Origin of the sequence: Kitasatospora sp. NPDC058478 (genome assembly GCF_042720345.1) — a bacterium.
In the GTDB taxonomy this organism is placed as follows: domain Bacteria; phylum Actinomycetota; class Actinomycetes; order Streptomycetales; family Streptomycetaceae; genus Kitasatospora.
Window position 1 is genome coordinate 16,859 of sequence record NZ_JBHXML010000041.1, and the last position, 22,977, is coordinate 39,835.

The following is a 22,977-nucleotide window of genomic DNA, read 5'->3' on the forward strand; positions in this document are numbered from 1 at the left end:
GCCGGCCTCACGGCTCGCGCAGGGCCCGGTCGACGAGGGGGCCGGCCGCCCCGGTGTACGAGGTCGGATCGCACAGCCGGGAGAGCTCGGCCCTGCCGAACATGCCGTCGAGAGCAGGCAGTTCGGCGAGCACCTGCTCCAGTGGCCGCCCATCGCGGTCGGCCTCGCCGGAGGCCTCGGTGAGCAGCTGCTTGGCCGTCGCCTTGCCGAGCCGGGGCGCCAGGACGGCGACGATCCGTTCCGAGACGATCTGACTACCCGTCAGTTCCAGGTTGGTGCGCATCCGTTCGGGCCGGACCTCCAGCCCCTCGGCGAGCTCCACCGCAGTGTGCGCGGCGCCCCCGGTCAGCCGCAGCGCCTCGCGCAGCAGCTGCCACTCGGCGTGCCAGGCGCCTCCCGAGCGCTCGTCCTCGGCCAGCAGGCACTGGGTGAGCCCGGTGGCGATCACCGGCACCTGCAGCGCGGCGCTGCGGATCAGGGTGGCCAGTACCGGGTTGCGCTTGTGCGGCATCGCGGAGGAGCTGCCGCGCCCGGCCGCGGTGGGCTCGGCCACCTCGCCGACCTCCGTCCTGGTCAGCGACTGCACGTCGATCGCGATCTTGCCGAGGGCGCCGGCGGTGAAGGCCAGCGCGCCCGCGAGGTCGGCGATCGGGGTGCGCAGCGCGTGCCAGGGCAGCACCGGGCGGGCCAGCCCGGTCTCGGCGGCGAAGGCGGTGAGCAGCCGGTCCAGGTAGTCGCCCGGGTCCGGCGCCGCCCCGTTCGCGGCCGCGCCGTCGATCCGGGCGTATTCCAGGTACCCGGCGAGGGTGCCGGCGGCGCCGCCGAGCGAGACCGGCAGGCCGTGCTCGGCGACGTGCCCGAGCCGCTGCTCGGCGTCCAGGACGAGCCGGCGCCAGCCGGCCGCCTTGAGGCCGAAGGTGGTCGGTACGGCTTGCAGGGCGAGCGTGCGGCCGGGGAGGACGGTGTCCCGGTGCCGTTCGGCGAGGACGGCCAGGGCCCGCGCGGTGCGGGCGAGGTCGGCGCGGATGATCCGCAGGGCCTGGGCGGCCACCAGCATCGCGCCGGTGTCCAGGACGTCCTGGCTGGTGGAGCCGCGGTGGACGTACTCGGCGGCGGCCCGGTCCTCGGCCGCCACCACCCCGGTCAGCGCCCGGACCAGCCCGACCACCGGGTTGGCGGTCTCCCGGGATTCGACCGCGAGGGCCCGCAGGTCCAGCAGCTCGGCGCGGGCCAGGCGGGTGATGGTGTCGGCGGCGGTCTTCGGCAGGGTGCCCAGCCCGGCCTGGGCCCGGGCCAGCGCCGCCTCGGCGTCCAGCATGGCCTGCAGCCAGGCCCGGTCGCAGACGGCGGCCTCGACCGGCGTCCCGGCGCGGACCGGCGAGAGCAGCCCGGAGTCGGTCAGGATGCCGGCCGCGTCGTGCGGGTCGTGCGGGCCGCCGGGTCCGTGCGGGGCGACCGGCTCGTCAGGGTCGGTCATATCAGCACTCCGGTCAGGTCGGTGACGGCCGCGTCCGGCCGGACCCCGAAGGGCAGCTGGGTGGTGGGTGGCAGGGCGAGCAGCGAGCGGGCGATCGCGTCCGAGTCGCCGAGCGTCACCGAGTCCACGCCGGGCCGGATTCCGGCCGCCGTCACCCAGTGCACCGACTCGGTCGGCACCCCGTAGGCGTAGCGCCGCGGGTGCGCGCGGCCCCGGGTGTCCAGCAGCCGGTACGGCCGTTTGGTGACGGCCAGGCCGCCGGTCTCGTAGTCGGTGCCGCCCGTGCCCGGGATCCGGTACGCGGTGGCCTGCTCGGTGCTCAGCAGGTGCTGCAGCAGCGGGTCGGTGGTGCGGCGCAGGTCGGGTTCGGGCAGCCGGGCCTCGATCAGGACGGTGGCGCGCACCGGCGGCTGGGGCACCGCCCGGGAGGTGAGCACGTAGGCGGCCGCCTCGGTGTCGATCCGGATCTCGGTGCCCGGGCCGGTGAGTTCGACCACCCCGGCCTCGATCAGGGCGATCAGCTCCTCGATCCGGGAGACCGGCGGGCCGATCGACAGGAAGGCGTTGAGCGGGGTGTACCAGCCCTCCAGGTCGTCCCGGTGCGAGTTCCCCTCCAGCCCGCCGTGGTCCACCGCGAGGCGGATCTCGTTGCGCAGGTCGCGCAGGATGTCCAGGGCGGTCTTGAGCGGGCCGCTGAGGTTGCCGGCGCGGGCCGCCTCGACGTCCTCGGCCAGGTACCCGAGCAGCCAGTCGCGGAAGTCCTCCGGCCCGGTGAACTCCCGGTCCCCGTAAGGGCGGAAGAGCCGCTCCCAGTCCCAGCGCTCCGACTCGGGGATGCCGTACTCGTCGAGCAGGGCCGCGAAGCCGCCGCCGTGGGCGACCGTCAGGTACCGCTGGACGAAGGGCTCCCGATCGGCGCCGCGGCCCTTCGCGTCGAGCAGCGTGCCGTAGTAGACGCTCTCCACCTCGCGCGCGATCAGCGGCCACAGATCGGTGCGGAACTGCACCGGCTCGCCGGCCGCGGACTGCTCGCGCAGCCCGGCGATGTACTCGGCGGTCAGCAACCGGGGGAAGTAACGGCCGTACGCGCCCTTCTCGTTCTCGCCGCGGGCGTGGTACGGGATGCCGCGGCGCGAAGTGGCGAACAGTTTCGGCTCCCGGCCCGACGGCCGGTACACCAGCCGTCCGTCCGCGCGGACGAAGGCGCCGCCCCGGCCGACCGTGAACAGGGCCATGTGGTCGAAGAAGTTCAGCCCGAGGCCGCGCAACAGGACGTGCTGGCCCGGCAGGATGCCGCTCAGGTCGAGGTCCGCCGGGTTGGCCGGGGTGATGTAGGTGAGGTGGTGGATCCGGGACAGGCTCGCCGTCCGCTCCTCGTGCGGGGTCGGCCGGGCCGCGACGTGGCCCTGGGCGAGCACGATGGCGTCCAGGCGGTTGAGCCGGCTGCCGTTCTCCAGGCGGATGCCCTGCGGGCCGCCGGGGACACCGTGGGTGTCCGCCATCGCCACCGCCCGCGAGCGGTGCACCTGGACGGTGACGTGCGCGGGCGCGCCGTCCACCACCCGGCGGAAGCTCGCGTTCAGGTAGCGCCCGTAGAACGCCCGGGTGGGGTAGCTGTCGGCCTGCAGGGTGCGGGCCTCGGCCACGCACTCCTCGTCCTGCCCGGAGGCGGCGCCGGCCTCGGCGACCTCCACCGCCCACTCCCACAGGCTCGGACCGGGCTCGATCGGGCCGTCGATCCGGGAACTGTCGTCGGTGTACACGGTGATCTGCGAGGCGACGGTGTTCATCAGCAGGTGCCGTGACTGGTCCTGGCGCCAGACGGCGCCGGCGCCGGGCGCGGCCGGGTCGACCATGTGCACCGTGATGGAGCCGTGCGAGGGCGCTGCGCGCTCGTTGGCGCAGAGCCGTTCCAGAACGGACAGGCCGCGCGGGCCGGCCCCGATGACGCAGACCTCCAGTGCCGCCTTGCTGCCCACTGTGCTCATGCGCCCGCCTCGCTTCGCTCGGCAGGGGCGTGCGCCCACGCGGACCTCTCGATGACGAGCTCGCTTCGCTCACTCACGGCTTCACGTCCTCCACGTCTTCCACGTCCACCCGGGTGCCCTGCAGGGCTTCGGCGAGCAGCAGGCGGGCGAGCTCCAGGCGCTTGATCTTGGTGGTGGCGGTCCTCGGCAGCTCCTCCAGCCGCCGGTGGACCGGCTCGGCCATCGGCGGCAGCGACGCCGCGGCGCGCCGCCAGGCCGCCAGGTCCAGTGGTTCGTCGTCCTTGGTGCACACCACCGGCACGGCCCTGCCGTCCGGGCCGGGGATGATGATGACCTCGGCGAGGCCGGGCAGCTGGCCGAACAGGGTGTCCTCGGCCGCGAGGGTGCTGCCGAAGCCCTCGATCAGGTCGACCTCGCGGTCCAGCAGGTGCACGCAGCCCCACTTGGTGCGGTAGCCGACGTCGCCCATCCGCCACCAGCCGTCCGCCGACACCTGGGCGTCGTAGCGGTCCTGCTCGCCGAGATAGGTGACGATGCGTCCGTCGCTGCGCACCTCGATGAAGCCCGGGTTCCGCTCGGACGGCGGGTTGCCGTTCCGGCTGACCACCCGGACGTCGGTCATCCCGGGGAACGGCATGCCGACGCAGCGGCCGTCGTCGTCCAGGGTGCGGCGCCGGGTGAAGCCGCGGACGATGGCCGGGCCGACCTCGCTCTGCCCGTACAGCTGGCCGAAGAGCGGCGAGCGGCGCCGGGTGGCGCGCAGCAACCGGTGCACGGTCCGCGGGTGGATCGCGTCGAAGGTGCTGCTGAACAGCTTGACGTTGGACAGTGGGCCGCGCGGGTCCTGCGCCAACTCCTCCCACTCCATGAAGGAGTTGGGGTGCGCCTCCAGGATGCCCGGCTTCAGCCGCGCGAACAGGTCGCCGACGTGCTTCGGGTCCGACTCGCGCAGCACGACCAGCGGGAAGCCGCGGTAGAGCGAGATCGCCAGCGCGGTGATCAGCCGCGAGTGGACGAAGGAGACGTGGATGGCGATGGTCTCCCGGCCCGGGATCAGCGGGGCGATGACGGAGGCCTGCGGGCGGTAGCGGGACTGCAGGCTGAACCCGGTGTGCACGGCCAGCTTGGGCGTCCCGGTGGTGCCCGAGGTGTGGGTGATCAGCGTCGGGTGGTCGGCCGGCATGATGACGGGTTTGACCCTCTCCACCCCGGCCAGCGCCCGCAGTTCGACGGCATCCCGGTACGAGCCGGAGGTCAGCACCACCCGGTCGGCGAGGTCGAAGACCGTCTCGGGCAGCACGTTCTCCAGCTTCTCCTGGTCGGTCACCAGGAACGGCCGGTCGGTGCGGCGGACCAGCTCGGCGACCGTCGCGCCGTCCAGAGCCGGCGACAGCAGGACCGGGACCGCCCCGATCCGCGCCGCCGCGCACGCGAGCAGCGTGATGTCGAAGCCGTCGGCCTTGTACACCACCACCCGCCGGCTCGGCCGCACGCCCGCCGCCCAGAGCCGGGAGGCCAGGTCGTCCACCAGGTCCGACACCTCGGCGACAGTCGCCCTGCGGCCCAACTCCGGTGCCGCGTCGAGGTCGTGGTCGAGGATGAGGACGTTCGCGCCGTGTCTGGCCGCGGCGCGTTCGAAGAGCATCCCGAGCTGAATTCCCCGGTTTCCGATACGTTGAAGAAGCACCTGTACGCCTCCCGGGCCGCGGCTGTGCGCCGTCGGCGCCTGACGTGAATGGAATGGACACCACCCGCGGTGAAAGGGACACCGTCCGAGGTGAATTGGCGTGCCCGGGCGTCCGAATGGCCGCGTGCCCGGGCACGAGCCCGGGAATTCCGGGCGAATCGCGGAAAGGCCGGATACCGCCCGGCGTCACGCCTCTTCGACGACGGCCTTGATGCGCTGCAGGGTGGCGGCCAGATCGCCGGAGATCTTGTCGCCCCACTCCGCGAAGAAGCGCTGCTTCTCGGCCGCGTCCATCTCCGCGGTGATGCCCTTGATGCCCTGGGTGGCCGAGTCCATGCGGAAGTGGTGGGTCAGCAGGCTGCCGCCGCCCTCGGCTGCTTCGATGTCGAAGCCCCAGATGCTCTCCTGCTTCTGGCCGTCCGAGTTGTGTATCGCCCACCGGAAGGTCCGGCCCGGCTCCGCGGTGACCACCTCGGACTGGGTCGTCCACCGGCCGCGGACCACCGGCGCCCAGGCGACGATGTCGTCGCCGCGGAGGTTGTCGCCGCGGAACACGGACCCGACGGCGGCCGGCTCGCCGACCGTCCATTCACCGCCCAGGCATTCCGGGCTCCATTCGCCGCTGCGCGGCAGGTCGCTGATCACCGCGTAGACCTCGATCGGTGTCGCGGAAATGCGAATGTCGGCGTCGGCGGAGAATATCGGCTGCTTCTCGTTGATGGTTTCGCCCATGCCGGGGATCGTCCCAGCCCGGCCCCGGAGGGGGTCAAGGGCAGGCCGGCGGGTCCGTCAACTCCGTGATTCCGTGTCAACTCCGGCCCGGGGCCGCGGCGAACGGCCGCGAACCGGCCGGCACCGCGGGCCGTGAACCGGCCGTCCCCTCGAACCGCTACGAACCGGCCCGGATCTCGCGGGCGAAGTGCAGGGCGACGATCGACATCCGGGCCGTGTGATAAAAGCGGTGCGCGCCGTGGTTGGTCACCCCCGAGTCGAGCTCGATCCGGGCGCACCCCGTCCGCCGGGCCCGCTCCTCCAGCTCCGCCATCAGCCGCCCGCCGACCCCCGCCGACCGCACCGCGCGGTCGGTCACCAGGTCGTCGACGAACAGCAGCCGGCCGCGGCTGGTCGCCAGCACCCGGTGGGTCGCCACCCCGACGCACCGCCCGCGACCGTCGTACGCGGCGGTGAAGACCAGCCCCTGCGCGTGCGCCTCGGCGGCGAAGGCGGCGAACCCCTCGGCGGTCAGGGCCGGCCTCAACTGCCGTATCAGCGGCCCGACATCGGTCGCCATGGTGGCGTTTCCCGGTATGACGTCAACCATCGTCAGTTCCATCCCCCGATCTTCGCAGGGAATGCCGGTCCTCGGTCCGGGCGGGACCGGGAGTCCTGGCCCGTGGTCAGCCCGTGGTCAGCCCGTGGTCAGCCCGCGCAGGTCGGGCAGAGGCCGCGGTAGGTGACGGCGGCGTCGGTGACGGTGAAGCCGAAGCGCTGGTCGGCGGGGAGAGCGGTGAGGGGGTCGTCGGTGGGGTGGACGTCGCGGATGGTGCCGCAGTGGGTGCAGACGAGGTGCTGGTGCGGGTGGTGGGCGTTGGGGTCGTAGCGCTTGGCCCGGCCGTCGGTGGAGACCTCGATGACCTCACCGAGGGTGACCAGTTCGCCGAGGGTGTTGTAGACGGTGGCCCGGGAGATCTCGGGCAGGCGTTCGGCGGCTCGGGCGTGGACCTCGTCGGCGGTGAGGTGAACGTGCTCGCCGTCCAGGACCTCCGCCACGACACGCCGCTGGGAGGTGAGGCGCCAGCCGCGTCCGCGCAGTCGTTCCAGCAGGTCACTCATATCGGTTCACCTATTCAGGTCAATGGGAGGACCGGATTTTACCAAGTGATTGCGGCTTCTCTCCGGTTCCCGATCGGATATGGGTTTGGTGTCAATCTTGACGTGGATCGTGTCCATCGTAGGATCGGCTCCGGCGATAGCCTGGGTAGCAGGAAGTAGCAGTCAAGACACCGTGATCCGCCTTGTAGGGAAGGATTTCCATGTCTGAGAACCACGATCCCATCGTTACCGAACCCGAGCCGCAGGCGGAGGGCACGGGGGGCTGCCCGGTGGCCCACGGGCGCGCGCCGCACCCCACCCAGGGCGGCGGAAACCGCCAGTGGTGGCCGGAGCGGCTCAATCTGAAGATCCTCGCGAAGAATCCGGCCGTGGCGAATCCGCTCGGCGCGGACTTCGACTACGCCGCGGCGTTCGGATCCCTCGACCTTCCGACCGTGAAGCGGGACATCGAGACGGCCCTCACCACCTCGCACGCGTGGTGGCCGGCCGACTACGGGCACTACGGCCCCTTCATCATCCGGATGGCGTGGCACAGCGCGGGCACCTACCGGATCAGCGACGGCCGCGGCGGCGCCGGCGCCGGGCAGCAGCGCTTCGCCCCGCTGAACAGCTGGCCCGACAACGCCAGCCTGGACAAGGCCCGCCGCCTGCTGTGGCCGGTGAAGAAGAAGTACGGCCGCAACCTCTCCTGGGCCGACCTGATGATCCTGGCCGGGAACGTCGCCCTGGAGTCGATGGGCTTCGAGACCTTCGGCTTCGGCGGCGGCCGCGTGGACGAGTGGGAGCCGGACGAGGACGTCTACTGGGGCCCGGAGACCACCTGGCTCGGCGACGAGCGCTACACCGGCGACCGCCAGCTGGAGCGCCCGCTCGCCGCCGTCCAGATGGGCCTGATCTACGTCAACCCCGAGGGCCCCAACGGCACCCCGGACCCGCTCGCCGCCGCCCGCGACATCCGCGAGACCTTCTACCGGATGGCGATGAACGACGAGGAGACCGTCGCGCTGATCGCCGGCGGCCACACCTTCGGCAAGACCCACGGCGCGGGCCCGGCGGACAACGTCGGCCCCGACCCCGAGGACGCCCCGATCGAGCAGCAGGGCCTCGGCTGGAAGAGCACCTTCCGCACCGGCAAGGGCGCGGACGCGATCACCAGCGGCCTGGAGGGTGCCTGGACGGCCACCCCGGTGACCTGGGACAACAGCTTCTTCGAGACGCTGTTCGGCTACGAGTGGGAGCTGGCCAAGAGCCCGGCCGGCGCCTTCCAGTGGAAGCCGAAGGGCGGCGCCGGAGCGGGCACCGTCCCGGACGCCCACGACCCGTCCAAGCGGCACGCCCCGACGATGCTGACCACCGACCTCTCGCTGCGCCTGGACCCGGTCTACGAGCCGATCTCCCGGCGCTTCCTGGAGCACCCCGAGCAGCTCGCGGACGCCTTCGCCCGCGCCTGGTTCAAGCTGACCCACCGCGACATGGGCCCGCTCGCCCGCTACGTCGGCGCGGAGGTCCCGAGCGAGCAACTGGTGTGGCAGGACCCGCTGCCCGCGGTCGGCTACCAGCAGATCGACGCCGCGGACGTCGCGGCCCTGCGGGAGCGGATCGCCGCCTCCGGGCTGTCGGTGTCCGAGCTGGTGTCCACGGCGTGGGCGGCGGCCTCCTCGTTCCGCGGCAGCGACAAGCGCGGCGGCGCCAACGGCGGCCGGATCCGGCTCCAGCCGCAGATCGGCTGGGAGGTCAACGAGCCGGACCGGCTGGCCTCGGTGCTGCGCACCCTGGAGGGCGTGCAGCAGGAGTTCAACGCCCGGTCCGGCGCCAAGCAGGTCTCGCTGGCGGACGTGGTGGTGCTGGCCGGCGGCGTCGGCGTGGAGAAGGCCGCCCGGGCGGCCGGCCGCGACGTGGTGGTGCCGTTCACTCCCGGCCGGGCGGACGCGACGCAGGAGCTCACCGACGTCGACTCCTTCGCGGCGATGGAGCCGACCTCGGACGGCTTCCGCAACTACGTGGGCAAGGGCAGCCGGCTGGCCGCCGAGTACCTGCTGCTCGACAAGGCGAACCTGCTGACCCTGAGCGCGCCCGAACTGACCGTGCTGGTCGGCGGCCTGCGCGTGCTGGGCGCCAACTACCAGCAGTCCCCGCACGGCGTCCTCACCGGGACCCCCGAGGCCCTGACGAACGACTTCTTCGTCAACCTGCTCGACCTGGGCACGGAGTGGAAGGCCACCTCGGAGGACGGGCACACCTTCGAGGGCCGGGACGCGGCCACCGGCGCGCTCAAGTGGACCGGCACCCGGGCCGACCTGGTCTTCGGCTCCAACTCCGAACTGCGCGCCGTCGCCGAGGTCTACGCGAGCGACGACGCGAAGGAGAAGTTCGTGGCGGACTTCGTCGCGGCCTGGGTCAAGGTGATGAACCTGGACCGGTTCGACGTCGCCTGACCCCGCGACCGCCTGAGCCCGCGATCGTCCGATCCCGGGTTCCCGGGCGGCCGACGGGGGTTGGCGTCAGCCCGCCATCGGCCCGGAGGTGCACGCCTCCGGGCCGATGGCGGACCGCTACCGGGGTTGCGCCGCAGTGCCGACGCTGACCAGCCCGGTCTCGTAGGCGGCGACCACCGCCTGGGCCCGGTCCCGCAGGTTCAGCTTGCCGAGGATCCGGGCCACGTGCGTCTTGACGGTCGCCTCGGAGAGCTGGAGCCGGGCGGCGAGTTCGGCGTTGCTGAGGCCGCGGGCGAGCAGGCCCATCACCTCCCGCTCGCGCGGGGTGAGCGCGGCCAGTTCGCGGTGCGGGGCGGCGGTGGGGGCGTCCGGGCGGGCGAAGCGTTCGACCAGGCGGCGGGTGATCGCCGGGGCCAGCAGCGCGTCGCCGGTGCGGACCAGCCGGACGGCGGCGGCCAGGTGCTCCGGGGTGACGTCCTTGAGCAGGAAGCCGCTCGCCCCGGCCGCCATCGCGGCGTAGACGTACTGGTCGAGGTCGAAGGTGGTCAGCATGATCACCCGCGGCGGGTGGTCCGCCGGGCCGGTGTCGGCGAGGATCCGGCGGGTGGCCTCCAGCCCGTCCAGGCCGGGCATCCGGATGTCCATCAGGACGACGTCCGGGCGGGTGCGGCGGACGGCGGCGACGGCCTGCTCGCCGCCCTCGGCCTCGGCGACCACCTCGATCCCCTCCGATTCGAGGATCAGCCGGAACCCGGTGCGGACCAGGGCCTGGTCGTCGGCCACCACCACGCGCAGCGCCTGCTCGCTCATGAACTCTCCAGGGGGATCAGGGCCTTGACGCGGTAGCCGCCGCGCGGCCGGGGGCCGGTGTGCAGGGTGCCGCCGTAGACGGCGAGGCGTTCGCGCAGGCCGATCAGGCCGCGGCCGTTGCCGGTGGCGGCGGCGCCGGTGGTCCGGCCGCCGGTGTCGGTGACCTCCACCCGCAGGTGGCCGGGGGCGTACTCGACGGTCACCGCGGCATCCGCGCCGCCCGCGTGCTTGACGGTGTTGGTGAGCGCCTCCTGGACCACGCGGTAGGCGGCGAGTTCGACCCCGGGCGGGACGGCCCGGCGCTCCCCGGTGACGGTCAGCTCGACCGGCAGCCCGGCCCGCCGGACGCCGTCGACCAGCGCGTCCAGTCGGCCCAGGCCCGGCTGCGGGCTGAGATCTGCGGTCGCGGCCGGGTCGTCGCCGGTCTCCGAGTCGATCGTCAACAGGCCCATGACCTGGCGTAGTTCGGTCATCGCGGCGCGACCGCCGGCCTCCACCGCGGCCATCGCCTCGCGGGCCTTGTCCGGGGCGCTGTCCAGGATCTTGCGGGCGGCCCCGGCCTGGATCGTCATCATGCTCACGTTGTGCGTCACCACGTCGTGCAACTCCCGGGCGATCCGCGCCCGTTCGAGCTCCACCGCGTGCTCCACCGCGTGCTCCAGCGCGGCCAGCCGCCCGCGCTCCAGGGCGGACAGCCGTTCGCGCTCCTCGTCCACCCGGCGGCGCCACATCCGCAGTTCGTAGGCGACCGCGAACACCGGCACCAGGACCAGCAGCGCGATCACCGCGTTGGGGAAGTGCGGCAGCTTGGCGTCGTCGAAGAGCACCACCAGCGTCACGGCGGCCGCCGGCAGGCTCGGCAGCAGCGCCGCCGGGCGGCGCCCGTACGCGGCGGCGCTGTAGGCGGCGACGATGACGGCCACGCCGGCCGCGTACGCGATGTCCTCCGACTGGTGACGCACCAGCAGCGCGGCCGGCAGCACCGCCCACAGCACCGTCAGCGGGAGGCGGCGGCGCAGCACCAGCGGCATCGGCACGAGCGGCACCAGCAGCATCGGCCCGTACCAGCCGGTGCCGTGACCCCTGCTCGCGGTGGTGGCGTAGCGGGCGCAGGCGAAGGCGAGGAACAGGGCCAGGGCCAGGTCGAAGGCCTGGCCGCGCCGGGTCGGCCGGGGCGGCGGCGCGGCGCCCGGGGGTTCGGCCAGGCGGGCCGCCGCGCGTAGCCGCGCCGCTGTCGGGAGGTTGATCACCGGGACATTGTGGGGGCCGGGGGCCGTCGGGGACAGCCCCTCGGGCGGCGGTGGCCGCTACACCCGGCGACTACCTCGCAAGGATGACGCCGCGCCGGGTCGCTCGGACGGGGTAGCGGAGTTGCCCCGGGCGACGGACGCGGGTGCGCGCCGCCCGTCCGTACCTTCGTGTCGTCCACCAGGCGGGAACGTACGAGGAGCGGGGAATGAGCAGCGATCCGGTGATCGAACTGAGCGGTGTGAGCCGCCACTACGAGGGCGCGCGGGCGGCGCTGGACGAGGTCACGCTGAGCGTGCGGGCGGGGGAGTCGGTGGCGGTGCTCGGCCCGTCCGGCAGCGGGAAGTCCACCCTGCTCAACCTGGTGGCCGGGCTGGACCGGCCGAGCGCCGGGACGGTCACCGTGGCCGGGGTCCGGGTCGACCGGCTGGGCGAGGCGGGCTCGGCCCGCTACCGGCGCGGCACGATCGGCATGGTGTTCCAGTTCTTCAACCTGCTGGACGACCTCACCGTGGCCGACAACGTGGTGCTCGCCGGCGAACTCGCGGGCGTCCCGCGCGCCGAGGCCCGGCGCCGGGCCGCAGAGCTGCTGGAGTCGCTCGGCATCGACCGGCACGCCCGCGCCCACCCGGCCCGGCTCTCCGGTGGTGAGCGCCAACGCGTCGCGGTGGCAAGGGCGTTGATGAACAGGCCGACGCTGCTGCTGGCCGACGAGCCGACCGGCGCGCTGGACTCGGCCTCCGGCGAGGACGTCAAGGAGCTGTTCCGGGAGCTGCACGAGGACGGCCAGACCATCCTGATCGTCACCCACGACCTGACCCTCGCCGAGGACTGCGCCACCCGCACGGTCCGGATGCGGGACGGCCGGATCGACTCCGACTCGGCGGTGGCGGCATGACCGCGCTGGGCAGGGTGGTGCGCGCGGGTGTCCGTCGGCGCCGCACGCAGTCCGTCGCGATCGGGCTGGCCGCTCTGGTGGCCACCGCCTGCTCCGTCCTCGGCGGCTCGCTGCTGGTGGCCTCGCAGCAGCCCTTCGACCAGGCCTTCGGCGGCCAGCACGGCGCCCACCTCACCGCGCGCTTCGACGGCGCCCGGGCCACCGCCGCCCAACTCGCCGACACCGCGCACGCCCCCGGGGTGACGGCCGCCGCCGGGCCGTTCCGCACCGTCACCGTCGATCCCGAACCGGGCCCAGGCGCGGGCGGTGCGGGCGGTGCGACCGGCGCGGGCGGTGCGACCGGCACGGACGGGGAGGGGATGGAGCCGATGACCGTCGCGGGCCGCGCCGACGCCGCCGGCGGTGTGGACAACATCGAGCTACTGCAGGGAAGTTGGCCCAAGCAGCCGGGGGAGGTGGTGCTCGACGCGAGCTACGGCAGCCCCGTCCGGGAGGTCGGCGGCACACTGCGCCTGCCCGGCCTGCCGGGCGCGCCGACCCTCACCGTCGTCGGCTTCGGCCGGTCCGTCAGCCGCACCGCCGACGCCTGGGTGACGCCGGACGGCCTCGCCGCGCTCACCGCGCCCGGCAGCACCCCCGGCTACGAGATGCTCTACCGCTTCACGCAGGCGGCCACCGCCGAGGCGCTCGCCGCCGACCGGGCCGCCGTCGCCGCCGCCGCACCCGCCGGTGCGCTGACCGGCGCCCAGTCCTGGCTCACCGCCAAGCAGGGCTCCGACCGCAACACCGCGATGTTCCTGCCGTTCATGGTCGCCTTCGGCCTGCTCGGCATGGCGATGTCGGTCCTGGTGGCGGGGAACGTGGTGGCCGGGGCCGTCGGCACCGCCACCCGGCGGATCGGCGTGCTCAAGGCGCTCGGCTGCACGCCCGCCCAGGTGGTCCGCGCGTACGTCGCCCAGGCACTGATCCCGGCCACCGTCGGCACGCTGGCCGGGGTGGTCGCGGGCAACCTGCTGACCCTCCCGGTGCTCGCCACCACCGGGCGGATCTACGGCACCAGCACCTCCGGCATCGCCCCCTGGGTGGACGTCGCGGTGGCCGGCGGCACCCTGGCGGCCGTCGCCCTGGTCGCCTGGGCCGCCGCCGCCCGCGCCGGACGGCTGCGCACGGTGGACGCGCTCGCCGTCGGCCGTACGGCGGGCGGCACCCGGCGGGACCGGGCGGCGGCCCGCGCCGCCGAGCTGGCCGCCCGGCTGCCGCTGCCCCGGCCGCTGAGCCTCGGCCTCGCCCAGCCCTTCGCCCGCCCCGCCCGGGCCGCCGGGATGCTCGCGGCCGTGCTGTTCGGCACGGCGGCCGCGGTCTTCGCGGTGGGCATGGGCGGGACGATGACCTGGGTGCAGGCGGCGAAGGACCACGACACCGCGGACGTCGTCGTGCACCCGCAGCGGCCCGTCGGCCCGCCCGGGGCGACACCTCCCGCCAGGCCGGCCGCCGCCGACCCGGCCGCCGTCACCGCCGCCCTGGACGCCCAGCCGGGCACGGCCGGCTACTTCGGCGACGGCACCGAGGACGTGACGGTCCCCGGCGTCGCGGGGAGCACCAGGGTGACCGCGTTCGACGGCGACGCGACCGGGGCCGGCTACCGGATGGTCTCCGGGCGCTGGTTCCGGGCCCCGGGCGAGGCCGTCGCCCCGGCCACCTTCCTCACCGAGGCCTCGGTGGCGCTCGGCGACCAGGTCACCTTCACCTCCCACGGCAGGGCGGTCACCGTCCGGATCGTCGGCGAGGTCTTCGACCCGCACATGCAGACCAACGAACTGTTCACCGACGCCGCCGGCTACCCGCCCGGCGCCGCCCCGCACCCGGACTCCTGGTCCGTCGCGCTGAAGCCCGGCACCGACCGCGCCGCCTACGCCACCGCCCTCGGTGCCGCCCTCGCCCCGGTGCGGATGACGGCCGAGGCAGGCGGGTCGCACGGCTCCAGCGGCTCCATCGCCGCCCTGAACTCCCTCACCGCCACGCTCACCGCGCTGCTCGTCGTGGTCGCCGGGCTCGGGGTGTTCAACACCGTCGTCCTGGAGATCCGGGAGCGGAAGCGGGACACGGGCGTCGCCAAGGCGCTCGGCATGACCCCGGCGCAGACCGTGGGCGGGGCGCTCGCCCCGGTCGTCCTGGTCGGCGCGCTCGGCGGCGCGAGCGGCCTCCCGGTCGGGCTGCTGCTGCACCGGCTGACGGTGCCCGCCATGGGGCACAGCGCCGGGCTCCGCTTCCCCGCCTCGGCCCTCGACGTGTTCGGCACGCCGGTGCTGGCGCTGCTCGGGCTCGGCGGCGTGCTGATCGCGGTGCTCGGGGCGCTGCTGCCCGCCGTCCGGGCGGCCCGGGCGCGGACGGTCGAGGCGCTGCGGGCCGAGTGAGGGTTCGGGTGAGGGGTCGAGTGAGGGGTCGGGCGGCGGGTCAGGCGCCCTTGTCGGGCCGGTGACCCTCCGCCTTGGGCTCCTCCGCCGTGTGCCGCTCGGCCGGATCCTGTTCTGCCGCGTTCTGCTCTGCCGTGTCCTGCTCCGCCTTGTGCTCGGCGGCCCGGACCTGCTCGGCGAAGGCCTGCGCGTCGATCCGCTCGACCGTGGCCCCGTGCCGGGAGGCCAGGTCGTCGGCCCGGTCGGGAGAGGACTCCCGGAGCTCCAGGACGAGCAGCGCGCCGCCGTCCGGGACGCGGGGCGAGAGCATGATCAGCCCGGCGCCGCCCTCCGTCGCCCGGCCCTCCTCGGCCGCGTTGCCGAGCGCCGCACCCGCCGCGAAGCCGAGCAGGACGCCGATCGGCCCGCCGACCAGTCCCACCAGGCCGCCGAGGACGCCGGAGCTGACGGTGGTCACGCCCGCGCCCCGGGTGAAGGTGTCCTGGATCTCCAACAGGCCGTCGGCGCTGCGCTCCAGGGCCGCCAGCTGCCGCAGGCCCGGCAGGTGCTGCGCCTCGTCGAAGGTCGCCCGCCACGCGGTGGCGTCCGGGAAGGTCAGCAGGACGACGTTGTGCTGCTCGCTCATCGCGCTCCGATCGGGCCGGGGGCGGGGGTCGCCGGATTCCATCGTGACCTTCAGTGCCCGGCCCGGCCACAGGAGCGACGGGCGGCGCGGACTGCCCGGGGCCCGGCCGTTCAAACGTGGGGCCCGGTTCAGTCCCCCGTCGTGGTCTGGATTCCGGACAGGTGTAGGGCGATGCGAGGTCCGACGGGCGAGCCGGGGCACGGGCGCGGCCTGCGGGAGCGGGACGGGCAGGGGAGGCCTCGTCCCTATTTCGACCCTGGCCAAAATTGTGCCCGGTGCAAGGCACACCCCTGGTGCGGCGGGTGGGGCGGTGCCAGGATCCCGACCCGGCACGACCGTGCCAGACCCGAATGTCTGAAGGAGGCACCATGCAGCCCACGGCAGAGCAGGTCCGCGCGCTCAAGGACGAGGACTTCCGGCTCACCCTCGGCCAGGGCCACCAGGTCCACCCGGCCGGCGACCTGTCGGACGAGGTCTACGTGACCGCCGCGGTGCAGGCCAGCACCTGTGGTGGCTGGAGCAGCTGCGCCCACGTCTGCAGCTTCTGAGTCCGCCGTCCGCGGCGCGGACCCCGGCCGCACCGCCGGAGCCCGCGTCGCGGACGCACGACCCGGCCGGTGAGCGCGCGCCCCGGCCGCACCGCCGGGGCGCGTACGTCCGGTGCCGCAACCGTCGGGCACCAAGCACCGCAACCGTCGCGCACGAACCGAGCATGGAGAGACCGCCCGTGGTTGACGCGTCCGAAATCCGGCGGGCCGCCGCCCGAGCCGTCCCGCTCGCCGCCCGCGGTCCGCTGCCCGACCCGGACGCCCGGCGCGCCGAACAGACTGAACGGGCCGACCGTGCGGGGCGGGTCCTCGACCGCTGGCGCGCCCAGCCGCCCTTCGACCGGGAGGACTGGTTCGAGCGCCGCCTCGCCGCCGACCGCCTCGACCCGGACGGGCTGCGCGCCCTGCTCGCCGAACACCCGGCCGACCTCGCGGACCGCCTCGGCACCCCCGCCTGGGCCGAGCGCCTCGCCGCCGCCTTCGAGGCCGGGCACACCCTCGACCTCCCCGAGGACCACGCCTTCGCCCGGCTCGTCGCCCCACTGCTCGCCGACGCCCGCGACCGCCTGCGCACCGGCCTCGCCGAACTCGGCCCCGCCACCGCGGACGCTGCCACCCCCGGCCCCGCCACCCTCGGTACCCCCGACCAGCTCACCGCCCTCGTCCTGCCCGCACTCACCGCGACCGCGCACACCACAGCCGTCCGCACCGTCATCACCGAACTCCACGTCGCCCGTCTCTCCGGCGAGTTGACCGGAGACACCCCCGAGCAGCGGTACCGGAACTTCCTCGACCGGCTCACCGAACCCGGCCGCGCCGTCCGACTCCTCGCCGAATACCCGGTGCTGGCGTACCGGCTGGCCACCGCTGCCGAACAGTGGACCGCCACCTGCCTCACCCTGTACCGCCGCCTCGCCGCCGACCTCCCCGCCCTCGCCCGCACCTTCGCCGACGGCCGCCCGCTCGGCCGCCTCACCGAACTCGCCACCGGCCTCGGCGACCCGCACCGGGGCGGCGCCACCGTCAGCGCCCTGCGCTTCGAACACGGCACCCGGATCGTCTACAAGCCGCGCCCGCTCGGCGCCGAGACGCACTTCCAGCACCTCCTGCGCTGGCTCAACCCCCGACTCCGGCTGCCGCTGCACGACCTCGCCCACCTGGCCCGCGACGGCTACGGCTGGGTCGCCCACGCCACCGCCGAACCAGCCCGCGACGACGCCGAGTTGAGCGACTTCTACCACCGCGCCGGCACCCTCGCCGCGCTGCTCCACACCCTCGACGCGGTCGACTGCCACGCCCAGAACCTGATCGCCGTCCGCGACCAGCCGGTCCTGATCGACCTGGAAGCGCTGTTCCACCCCGACCTGCCCGAACCCGCCAAGGACCTCTCCGAGTCCGAACGGCTCGCCCGCCACGAGGCCCGGCACTCGGTGCTGCGCTCCGGCCTGCTGCCCGAGCGCATGTGGGACGAGGGCAACGGCGGCACCGACCTCTCCGCCCTCGGCTGGGATCCGGGCAGCCTCCCGCCGCGCCCGGCCCCCGTCCTGGTCGACCAGGGCACCGACCGGCTCCGCCTGGAGTACCGCCGGATGCCCGTCGCGGCGCCCGGCAGCCGGCCCGTCCCGCCCGGGCGGCCGCTGCGCCTGGCCGACCACGTCGGCGAACTCGAAGCCGGCTTTACCGAGGCCTACCGGCTGCTCGCCACCCACAAGGGCGAACTCCGGGATCTCATCCGGGCGTTCGCCGCCGACGAGACCAGGATGCTCCGCCGCGACACCTTCGAGTACCGCAGCCTGCTCGCCACCGCCTGCCACCCCGACCTGCTCCGCGACGGCCTCGACCAGGACCGCCACTTCGACCGGCTCTGGGCGCTCCCCGCCTGGGAGGAGCACGCGCTCGCCTACGTCGACCACGAGCGCGCCGACCTCTGGCGCGGGGACGTCCCGGTCTTCACCATCCGCCCCGACGGCGTCGACGCCCGCTCCTCCACCGGAGCCCTGATCCCCGGCGTCACCGACCGGCCCGCACTCGACCTCGCCCTCGCCAAGGCGGACGCCCTCGGCGAACCGGACCTTGCCCGCCAACTCCAGCTGCTGCGCCTGTCGGTGACCACCGCGGACGGCGCCCGCGAGCCGCGCCGCCACCCGGCCACGTCCCCTCCCGCGCAACCCGGGAAGCCCGCCGAAGGCCTGGACCTGGCCTCCCGCGCCCTCGCCAAAGCCGTCGACGCCGGCGAACAACTCCTCCGCGAGGCCTACCGGGGGAGCGCGGACCTCGCCTGGGCCGGCCCCAACTGGACCCCGCCCGGCCGCTGGGCACCCGCCGAACTCGGCCCCGACCTCTACAGCGGGACGGCCGGCGTCACCCTCTTCCTCCACCAGCTCGCCACCGTCACCGGCGATCGCGAGCACCGAAACACCGCCCAGGCAGCTGAACTGACGCTGCGTCATCAAATCCGGCGACGTGCCGACCGCCTCGGCGGCGGCCTCTCCGGCGTCGGCGGCGTCCTCTACGCCCTCGCCCACCTCGCCGCCCACCACCCCGACGCCGAACTCCACGCCCTGGCCGCCCAGGTGGTGCGCCGCAGCGCCGCCCTCGCCGCCGACGACGCCCAGCACGACCTCCTCGCCGGCAACGCGGGCACCATCGGCGGACTGCTCGCCTGGGCGGCCGTCCGCCCCGGCCCCGCCGTCACCGATGCCCTCGCCGCCTGCGCCGAACGCCTCGTCCGGGCCGCCGCGCCGTACCCCGAAGGCGGCGCCGGTTGGCTGCCCGTCTCCCTCGCCGGCGCCGTCAAGCGCCCGCTGGCCGGTTTCGCGCACGGCGGCTCCGGCATCGCCTGGGCGCTCGCCCGCGCCGGCCGGTACCTCGGTGATCCCCGGCTGCCCCAACTCGCCCTCGCCGCCGTCGCGTACGAACGCACCCTGTTCGACCCGGCCGCTGCCAACTGGCGCGACGTCCGCGAGGACGACGGCCCCGACGCGCCCTACTACCCCGCCCTCTGGTGCCACGGCGCCTCGGGCATCGCGCTCGCCCGCACCGAACTCGCCGAACTCCTGCCCGAAGCCCGCGAGTTGCTCCTCGCCGAACGCGACACCGCCCTGACCACCGTCCTCCGCGAGGGCTTCGGCCACAACTTCTCGCTCTGCCACGGTGACTTCGGCAACCTCGAACCCCTCCTCCTCGCCGGCGACCGCTGGCGCACCGCCGCCCTGCGGCAGGCCCACGCCACCCTCGACGACCTCGACACCCGCGGCTGGATCTGCGGCCTCCCGCACGGTGTCCACAGCCCCTCCCTGATGGTCGGCCTCGCCGGCACCGGCCACGGCCTGCTCCGCCTCGCCGACCCCACCACCCCCTCCCTCCTCGCGCTCCACCCGCCGACCCGCTGAGACGGTCGGCGAGGTCGGCGAGGTCGGCGAGGTCGGCAAGGTCGGCGAGGTCGGGCCGCGCGGGCTCGACCGGAACGTTCATGTGATCGTCGGACCGCACGTCCGGAGTGCACCGCAACCGACCCCTGAATCGAACATCGCGGACCCTCCCGGTGATCGATTGCCACCAACTCGCCGCCGCCGACACGGAATCGCCCGGATCGAGTGAGACCGGCCGGGACACGCCGGACGGCCCGGCGGACCGCTGCCAGGATCGGGGTCCGCACCGCAGCCAGCCCTTCGCAGAGTGCCCTCCGGCACCGCTGCCGACCCCACACGCCCACACGGCGGTGAGGGCTGCCCGCGCGCGGATCCGCTGCGGCCACCGGCCGCCGTACCAGGGAGCAGGGAGCACTGTGTCCGAACAGATCGTGAAGCCCGAGAAGCCCCACACCCCGCCCGACCACACCCCGCCCGACCACACCCCGCCCGACCGAACCTCGCCCGACCACGACCAGGATCAGGACCAGCACGACCAGGATCAGGATCGGCACGACGAGGAACTGCGCCTGCGCTTCCCCGGCGACCGCCGCGCCGAGGCCGGCGCGTCGATGTCGGCGAGCGCGATGCTGCGCCGCCTCCCGCACCTGGTGCGCCGCGCGCTGGCGCTGGCGTGGGCGGCGGACCGGACGTTCACCGTGCTGCTGCTGGTGTGCCAGGCGCTGGCGGGCGTGTTTGGGGCGTTGGCGCTGTACGCGACGACCGGCGCCCTGGGCGCGCTGCTGGTGGCGGGCCCGGTGGGGGAGCACCTGCGGACCGCCGCGCCGTCGCTGCTCCTGCTGACCGTCTCGGCCGCGCTGCGCGCGGTGCTGGGGATCGCGGTGGTGGGGCTGTCCGGCCGGGTGTCGCCGAGGGTCACCCGGGAGGCGGAGCTGGCGCTGATCGCCGCCGGGTGCGCGGCCGAGCTGCGGGCGTACGACGAGCCCGCGTACAACGAGCAGTGGGAGGCGGCCGACCGGGGTGCCTCGACCACGCCGGATCTGCTCTCCAACGCCCAGGACGTGATCGCCTCGACGGTCTCGCTGGCCGCTGCGGCGGGTGTCCTGGCGACGCTCCACCCGTGGCTGGTGCCGCTGCTGCTGCTGGGTTCGGTGCCGACCGGGGTGGCGGCCGTCCGGACGGCCCGGATCCACTACCTGGCGGCGGTGGCCACCAACGAGGACCGTGGCGCGCTGCGCGTCTACCGCTGGTTCCTGATCGACAAGACCCGCGCGGACCAGGTCCGTTCGGACCAGGTCACGCCGTTCCTGATGGCCAAGTACCGCCGCGCCGAGGAGAAGATCGTCGAGGCGACGGACCGGGCGACCAGGGAGGCGGCGAAGGTCTCCCTGCTGGCCTCGCTGGGCACGGGGGCGGGCAGCGCGCTGGTCTGGGGCACGCTGCTGTACCTGGTGGCGAGCGGCCGGATCGACCTGGCGGCGGCGGGTACGGCGACGTTCGCGCTGCGGACGGCCTCGTCCGGGTTGCAGGGCCTGGTCGGCAACGGCGCCCGGCTGTACCGGATGGGCCTGTACCTGGACGACTACTTCACCTTCCTGGACGAGGCCGGCGGCCACCGGATCCGGCGCGGCGGGATCGTGCCGGACGCGCCGCAACTGGTGGAGGTCGCGGACCTCGGGCACGCCTACCCCGGCGAGCAGCAGGAACCGGCGCTGTGCGGGGTCAGCATGACGCTGCGGGCCGGGGAGGTGGTGGCGGTGATCGGGCAGAACGGCAGCGGCAAGTCGACGCTGCTGAAGCTGCTGTCCGGCCTCTACCTGCCGCAGTCCGGCCGGATCTGCTGGGACGGCGTGCCGGTGCAGGAACTGGACGCGGACGGCATGTGGTCGCGGGTGGCCCGGGTGCCGCAGGAGTTCGCGCGCTGGCCGCTGGGGGCGGCCGAGAACGTCCACCTGGGGCACCTCACCGAGCAGGTGATGGCGGACGTGGAGCGGGCGGCCGCGCGGACGGGTTTCGACGAGATCGTGGCCCGGCTGCGGTCGGGCTGGCGCACGCTGCTGGCCCAGGGCTGGTGGGGCGGCGCCGAGTTGTCGGGCGGCGGCTGGCAGCGGGCGGCGGTGGCCCGGGCGCTGTACCGGACGGTGCGCAGCCCGGGGCTGCTGATCCTGGACGAGCCGACCTCGGACCTGGACCCGCGCGCCGAGCACCGCATCCTGCACGCGCTGCGCGCCCTCGCCCCGGGGCGGATCACGCTGCTGGTGACGCACAACATCGCCAACGCGGCGGTGGCGGACCGGGTGATCGTGATGGACCGGGGCCGGATCGTGCAGACCGGCACCTGGACGGAGCTGGCGGCGCGCCCGGACGGGCTGTTCCGTGAGCTGCTGGACCTCCAGCGGGACCGGACGGTCCCGGCGCAGCGGGTCTGACGTCCTCGGCCGGCGAGGGCCGGTGCTGACCGTCCTCCGTACCGTCGTCGTCACGGCGGTACGGAGGACGGGAGGCGCCCGCCGGACGCGCGGGGTCTCGTTGACGGCCCTGCGCCAGTGGGTCGGTGAGTCAGAGCGCCGGTGGGCCAGTGCGTCAGTGCGCGGTGCGGGCCGCGTCGCGCAGCCTGCGCCAGGTGCGGCTGACGGACGCCAGCCCGGCCCGCCCGGCGCCGGTCCCGCCGCCTTCCCAGGTCCGGGCCGCCTCGGCGAACGTCTCCGCGCGCTCCGCGTTCTCGGCCGCCGCCTCCGCCCGGGCCGCCCGTGCCTGCGCGGCCCGGGCGGCGAGCCGCAGGTCCTCCGGTTCGATCGTGTCGAGCCTCGTCCGGACGTGGTCGAGCAGCGCGGCGCAGGAGTCGTCGATCGCGGCCTCGCCCAGCGGGCGCGCCGGGAGGTCCAGCCCGTCCGTCAACCGCTGCTCCAGGGCGGCCCGCAGGTCCGGCACGGAGATGTCGCGGATCGTGAGGGACAGGTGGGCGGAGAGGCCGGCGGCGCCGACCGCGCGGTGCGCGAAGCCGCGCGGGACGTAGAGCACGCTGCCGGGTTCGAGGACGCTGTGCAGGAGCCGCGGGGAGTGCTCGTCGTCGGGGAGTTCTCCCGGCGTCCAGTCCGCCGCGGTCGGCGCGTCGTGGACGTACCAGGTCTTGTGTCCGGCCGCCTGGAGGACGAACACGTCGGCGTCGTCGCGGTGCACCGCGAGGCCCTGGCCGCCGGCGGGCGTGACGAAGAAGAACGCCTCCACCCGCCGGTCGAGTTCTTCGGACAGCCGCGCCACGAGCTCGCCCGTCGGGCGGTGCCACTGGTCGACGCAGCGCAGCAGCAGCGTCGCCCCGACGCCCAGGAGCACGAGGACCTTCGCGCGGTCGGCGAAGCCGTGGTACGTGATGCCGTTGACCGTGCGTGACGTGGTGTAGGCCTCGGGCGGAACGGTCACCTTGGTGGAGCGGACCATCTCCAGGTAGGGGGTGCGCAGCAGCCCGGTGTCGAAGGCGGCGTCCAACGCGTCCAGGTCGAACGGCGAGGCGAGTTTCTCCGGCGTGAAGACGGCGGGCTTGCGCTGCCACTGGTGGCCGGTGAAGCTGCGGACGTCGCCGACCCAGTCGGCCAGCGTGGGCGATTCCATGGTGTGTCCCGTGGTGTCAGGGTGTTCGGGGCTC

16 protein-coding genes are annotated in these 22,977 nt (G+C 74.5%); 6 read left to right on the forward strand and 10 right to left on the reverse strand.

Annotation, left to right across the window (positions count from 1 at the left end):
• Nucleotides 1-7: 7 nt before the first annotated feature.
• The 6 genes from ACFWPT_RS23050 to ACFWPT_RS23075 all read right to left on the reverse strand — a co-directional run bounded on the left by ACFWPT_RS23050 (nt 8) and on the right by ACFWPT_RS23075 (nt 6,985).
• A complete protein-coding gene (locus ACFWPT_RS23050) occupies nt 8-1,477 on the reverse strand; it encodes an adenylosuccinate lyase family protein (RefSeq protein ID WP_380483853.1) in 1,470 nt (489 codons plus the stop codon).
• Nucleotides 1,474-3,465: an FAD/NAD(P)-binding protein gene (locus ACFWPT_RS23055; RefSeq protein ID WP_380375370.1), complete on the reverse strand. Its 1,992-nt coding sequence runs from the start codon at nt 3,463-3,465 to the stop codon at nt 1,474-1,476. The genes ACFWPT_RS23050 and ACFWPT_RS23055 overlap by 4 nt, the downstream gene beginning before the upstream one ends.
• A gap of 73 nt (nt 3,466-3,538) precedes the next feature.
• Nucleotides 3,539-5,110 carry a class I adenylate-forming enzyme family protein gene (locus ACFWPT_RS23060; RefSeq protein WP_380483855.1) on the reverse strand — a complete coding sequence of 524 codons (1,572 nt, stop codon included), beginning with the start codon at nt 5,108-5,110 and terminating at the stop codon, nt 3,539-3,541.
• A 228-nt stretch (nt 5,111-5,338) separates the two neighbouring features.
• A complete protein-coding gene (locus ACFWPT_RS23065; RefSeq protein WP_380375374.1) occupies nt 5,339-5,884 on the reverse strand; it encodes an SRPBCC family protein in 546 nt (181 codons plus the stop codon).
• Between the two features lie 157 nt (nt 5,885-6,041).
• Nucleotides 6,042-6,443, reverse strand: a complete 402-nt coding sequence (locus tag ACFWPT_RS23070; RefSeq protein WP_244293282.1) for a GNAT family N-acetyltransferase — start codon at nt 6,441-6,443, stop codon at nt 6,042-6,044.
• A 128-nt stretch (nt 6,444-6,571) separates the two neighbouring features.
• Complete coding sequence (locus ACFWPT_RS23075) at nt 6,572-6,985, reverse strand: Fur family transcriptional regulator (protein ID WP_380483857.1); 414 nt, start codon at nt 6,983-6,985, stop codon at nt 6,572-6,574.
• A 200-nt stretch (nt 6,986-7,185) separates the two neighbouring features.
• Here ACFWPT_RS23075 and katG point away from each other — a divergent pair, with 200 nt between their 5' ends.
• Complete coding sequence (katG, locus tag ACFWPT_RS23080) at nt 7,186-9,420, forward strand: catalase/peroxidase HPI (protein WP_380483859.1); 2,235 nt, start codon at nt 7,186-7,188, stop codon at nt 9,418-9,420.
• Nucleotides 9,421-9,537: 117 nt separating this feature from the next.
• Here katG and ACFWPT_RS23085 read toward each other — a convergent pair whose 3' ends face one another.
• The gene (locus tag ACFWPT_RS23085; RefSeq protein ID WP_380483861.1) at nt 9,538-10,230 is read right to left on the reverse strand and encodes a response regulator; all 693 of its coding nucleotides are present in this window, start codon (nt 10,228-10,230) and stop codon (nt 9,538-9,540) included.
• A complete protein-coding gene (locus tag ACFWPT_RS23090; protein ID WP_380483863.1) occupies nt 10,227-11,480 on the reverse strand; it encodes a sensor histidine kinase in 1,254 nt (417 codons plus the stop codon). The genes ACFWPT_RS23085 and ACFWPT_RS23090 overlap by 4 nt, the downstream gene beginning before the upstream one ends.
• A gap of 206 nt (nt 11,481-11,686) precedes the next feature.
• Here ACFWPT_RS23090 and ACFWPT_RS23095 point away from each other — a divergent pair, with 206 nt between their 5' ends.
• Nucleotides 11,687-12,376 (forward strand): ABC transporter ATP-binding protein, encoded by a 690-nt coding sequence (locus ACFWPT_RS23095; RefSeq protein WP_380483865.1) that lies wholly within the window; start codon nt 11,687-11,689, stop codon nt 12,374-12,376.
• Nucleotides 12,373-14,790 carry an FtsX-like permease family protein gene (locus tag ACFWPT_RS23100; RefSeq protein ID WP_380483867.1) on the forward strand — a complete coding sequence of 806 codons (2,418 nt, stop codon included), beginning with the start codon at nt 12,373-12,375 and terminating at the stop codon, nt 14,788-14,790. The genes ACFWPT_RS23095 and ACFWPT_RS23100 overlap by 4 nt, the downstream gene beginning before the upstream one ends.
• Nucleotides 14,791-14,830: 40 nt before the next feature.
• Here ACFWPT_RS23100 and ACFWPT_RS23105 read toward each other — a convergent pair whose 3' ends face one another.
• Entirely contained in the window at nt 14,831-15,415 is a 585-nt protein-coding gene (locus ACFWPT_RS23105; RefSeq protein WP_380483869.1) for a hypothetical protein, read from the reverse strand.
• A 368-nt stretch (nt 15,416-15,783) separates the two neighbouring features.
• Here ACFWPT_RS23105 and ACFWPT_RS23110 point away from each other — a divergent pair, with 368 nt between their 5' ends.
• The 3 genes from ACFWPT_RS23110 (at nt 15,784) to ACFWPT_RS23120 (ending at nt 21,763) form a co-directional block, all read left to right on the forward strand.
• On the forward strand, nt 15,784-15,963 hold the full coding sequence (locus tag ACFWPT_RS23110; RefSeq protein ID WP_063346527.1) for a hypothetical protein: 180 nt from the start codon (nt 15,784-15,786) through the stop codon (nt 15,961-15,963).
• Nucleotides 15,964-16,142: 179 nt separating this feature from the next.
• A complete protein-coding gene (locus ACFWPT_RS23115) occupies nt 16,143-19,355 on the forward strand; it encodes a type 2 lanthipeptide synthetase LanM family protein (RefSeq protein WP_380483871.1) in 3,213 nt (1,070 codons plus the stop codon).
• 395 nt (nt 19,356-19,750) lie between these two features.
• Nucleotides 19,751-21,763, forward strand: coding sequence for an ATP-binding cassette domain-containing protein (locus ACFWPT_RS23120; RefSeq protein ID WP_380483873.1), 2,013 nt, complete (start codon nt 19,751-19,753; stop codon nt 21,761-21,763).
• A gap of 154 nt (nt 21,764-21,917) precedes the next feature.
• On the opposite strand, the gene ACFWPT_RS23125 is transcribed toward ACFWPT_RS23120, so the two are convergent.
• Nucleotides 21,918-22,943, reverse strand: a complete 1,026-nt coding sequence (locus ACFWPT_RS23125; protein WP_380483875.1) for a JmjC domain-containing protein — start codon at nt 22,941-22,943, stop codon at nt 21,918-21,920.
• Between the last annotated feature and the right edge of the window lie 34 nt (nt 22,944-22,977).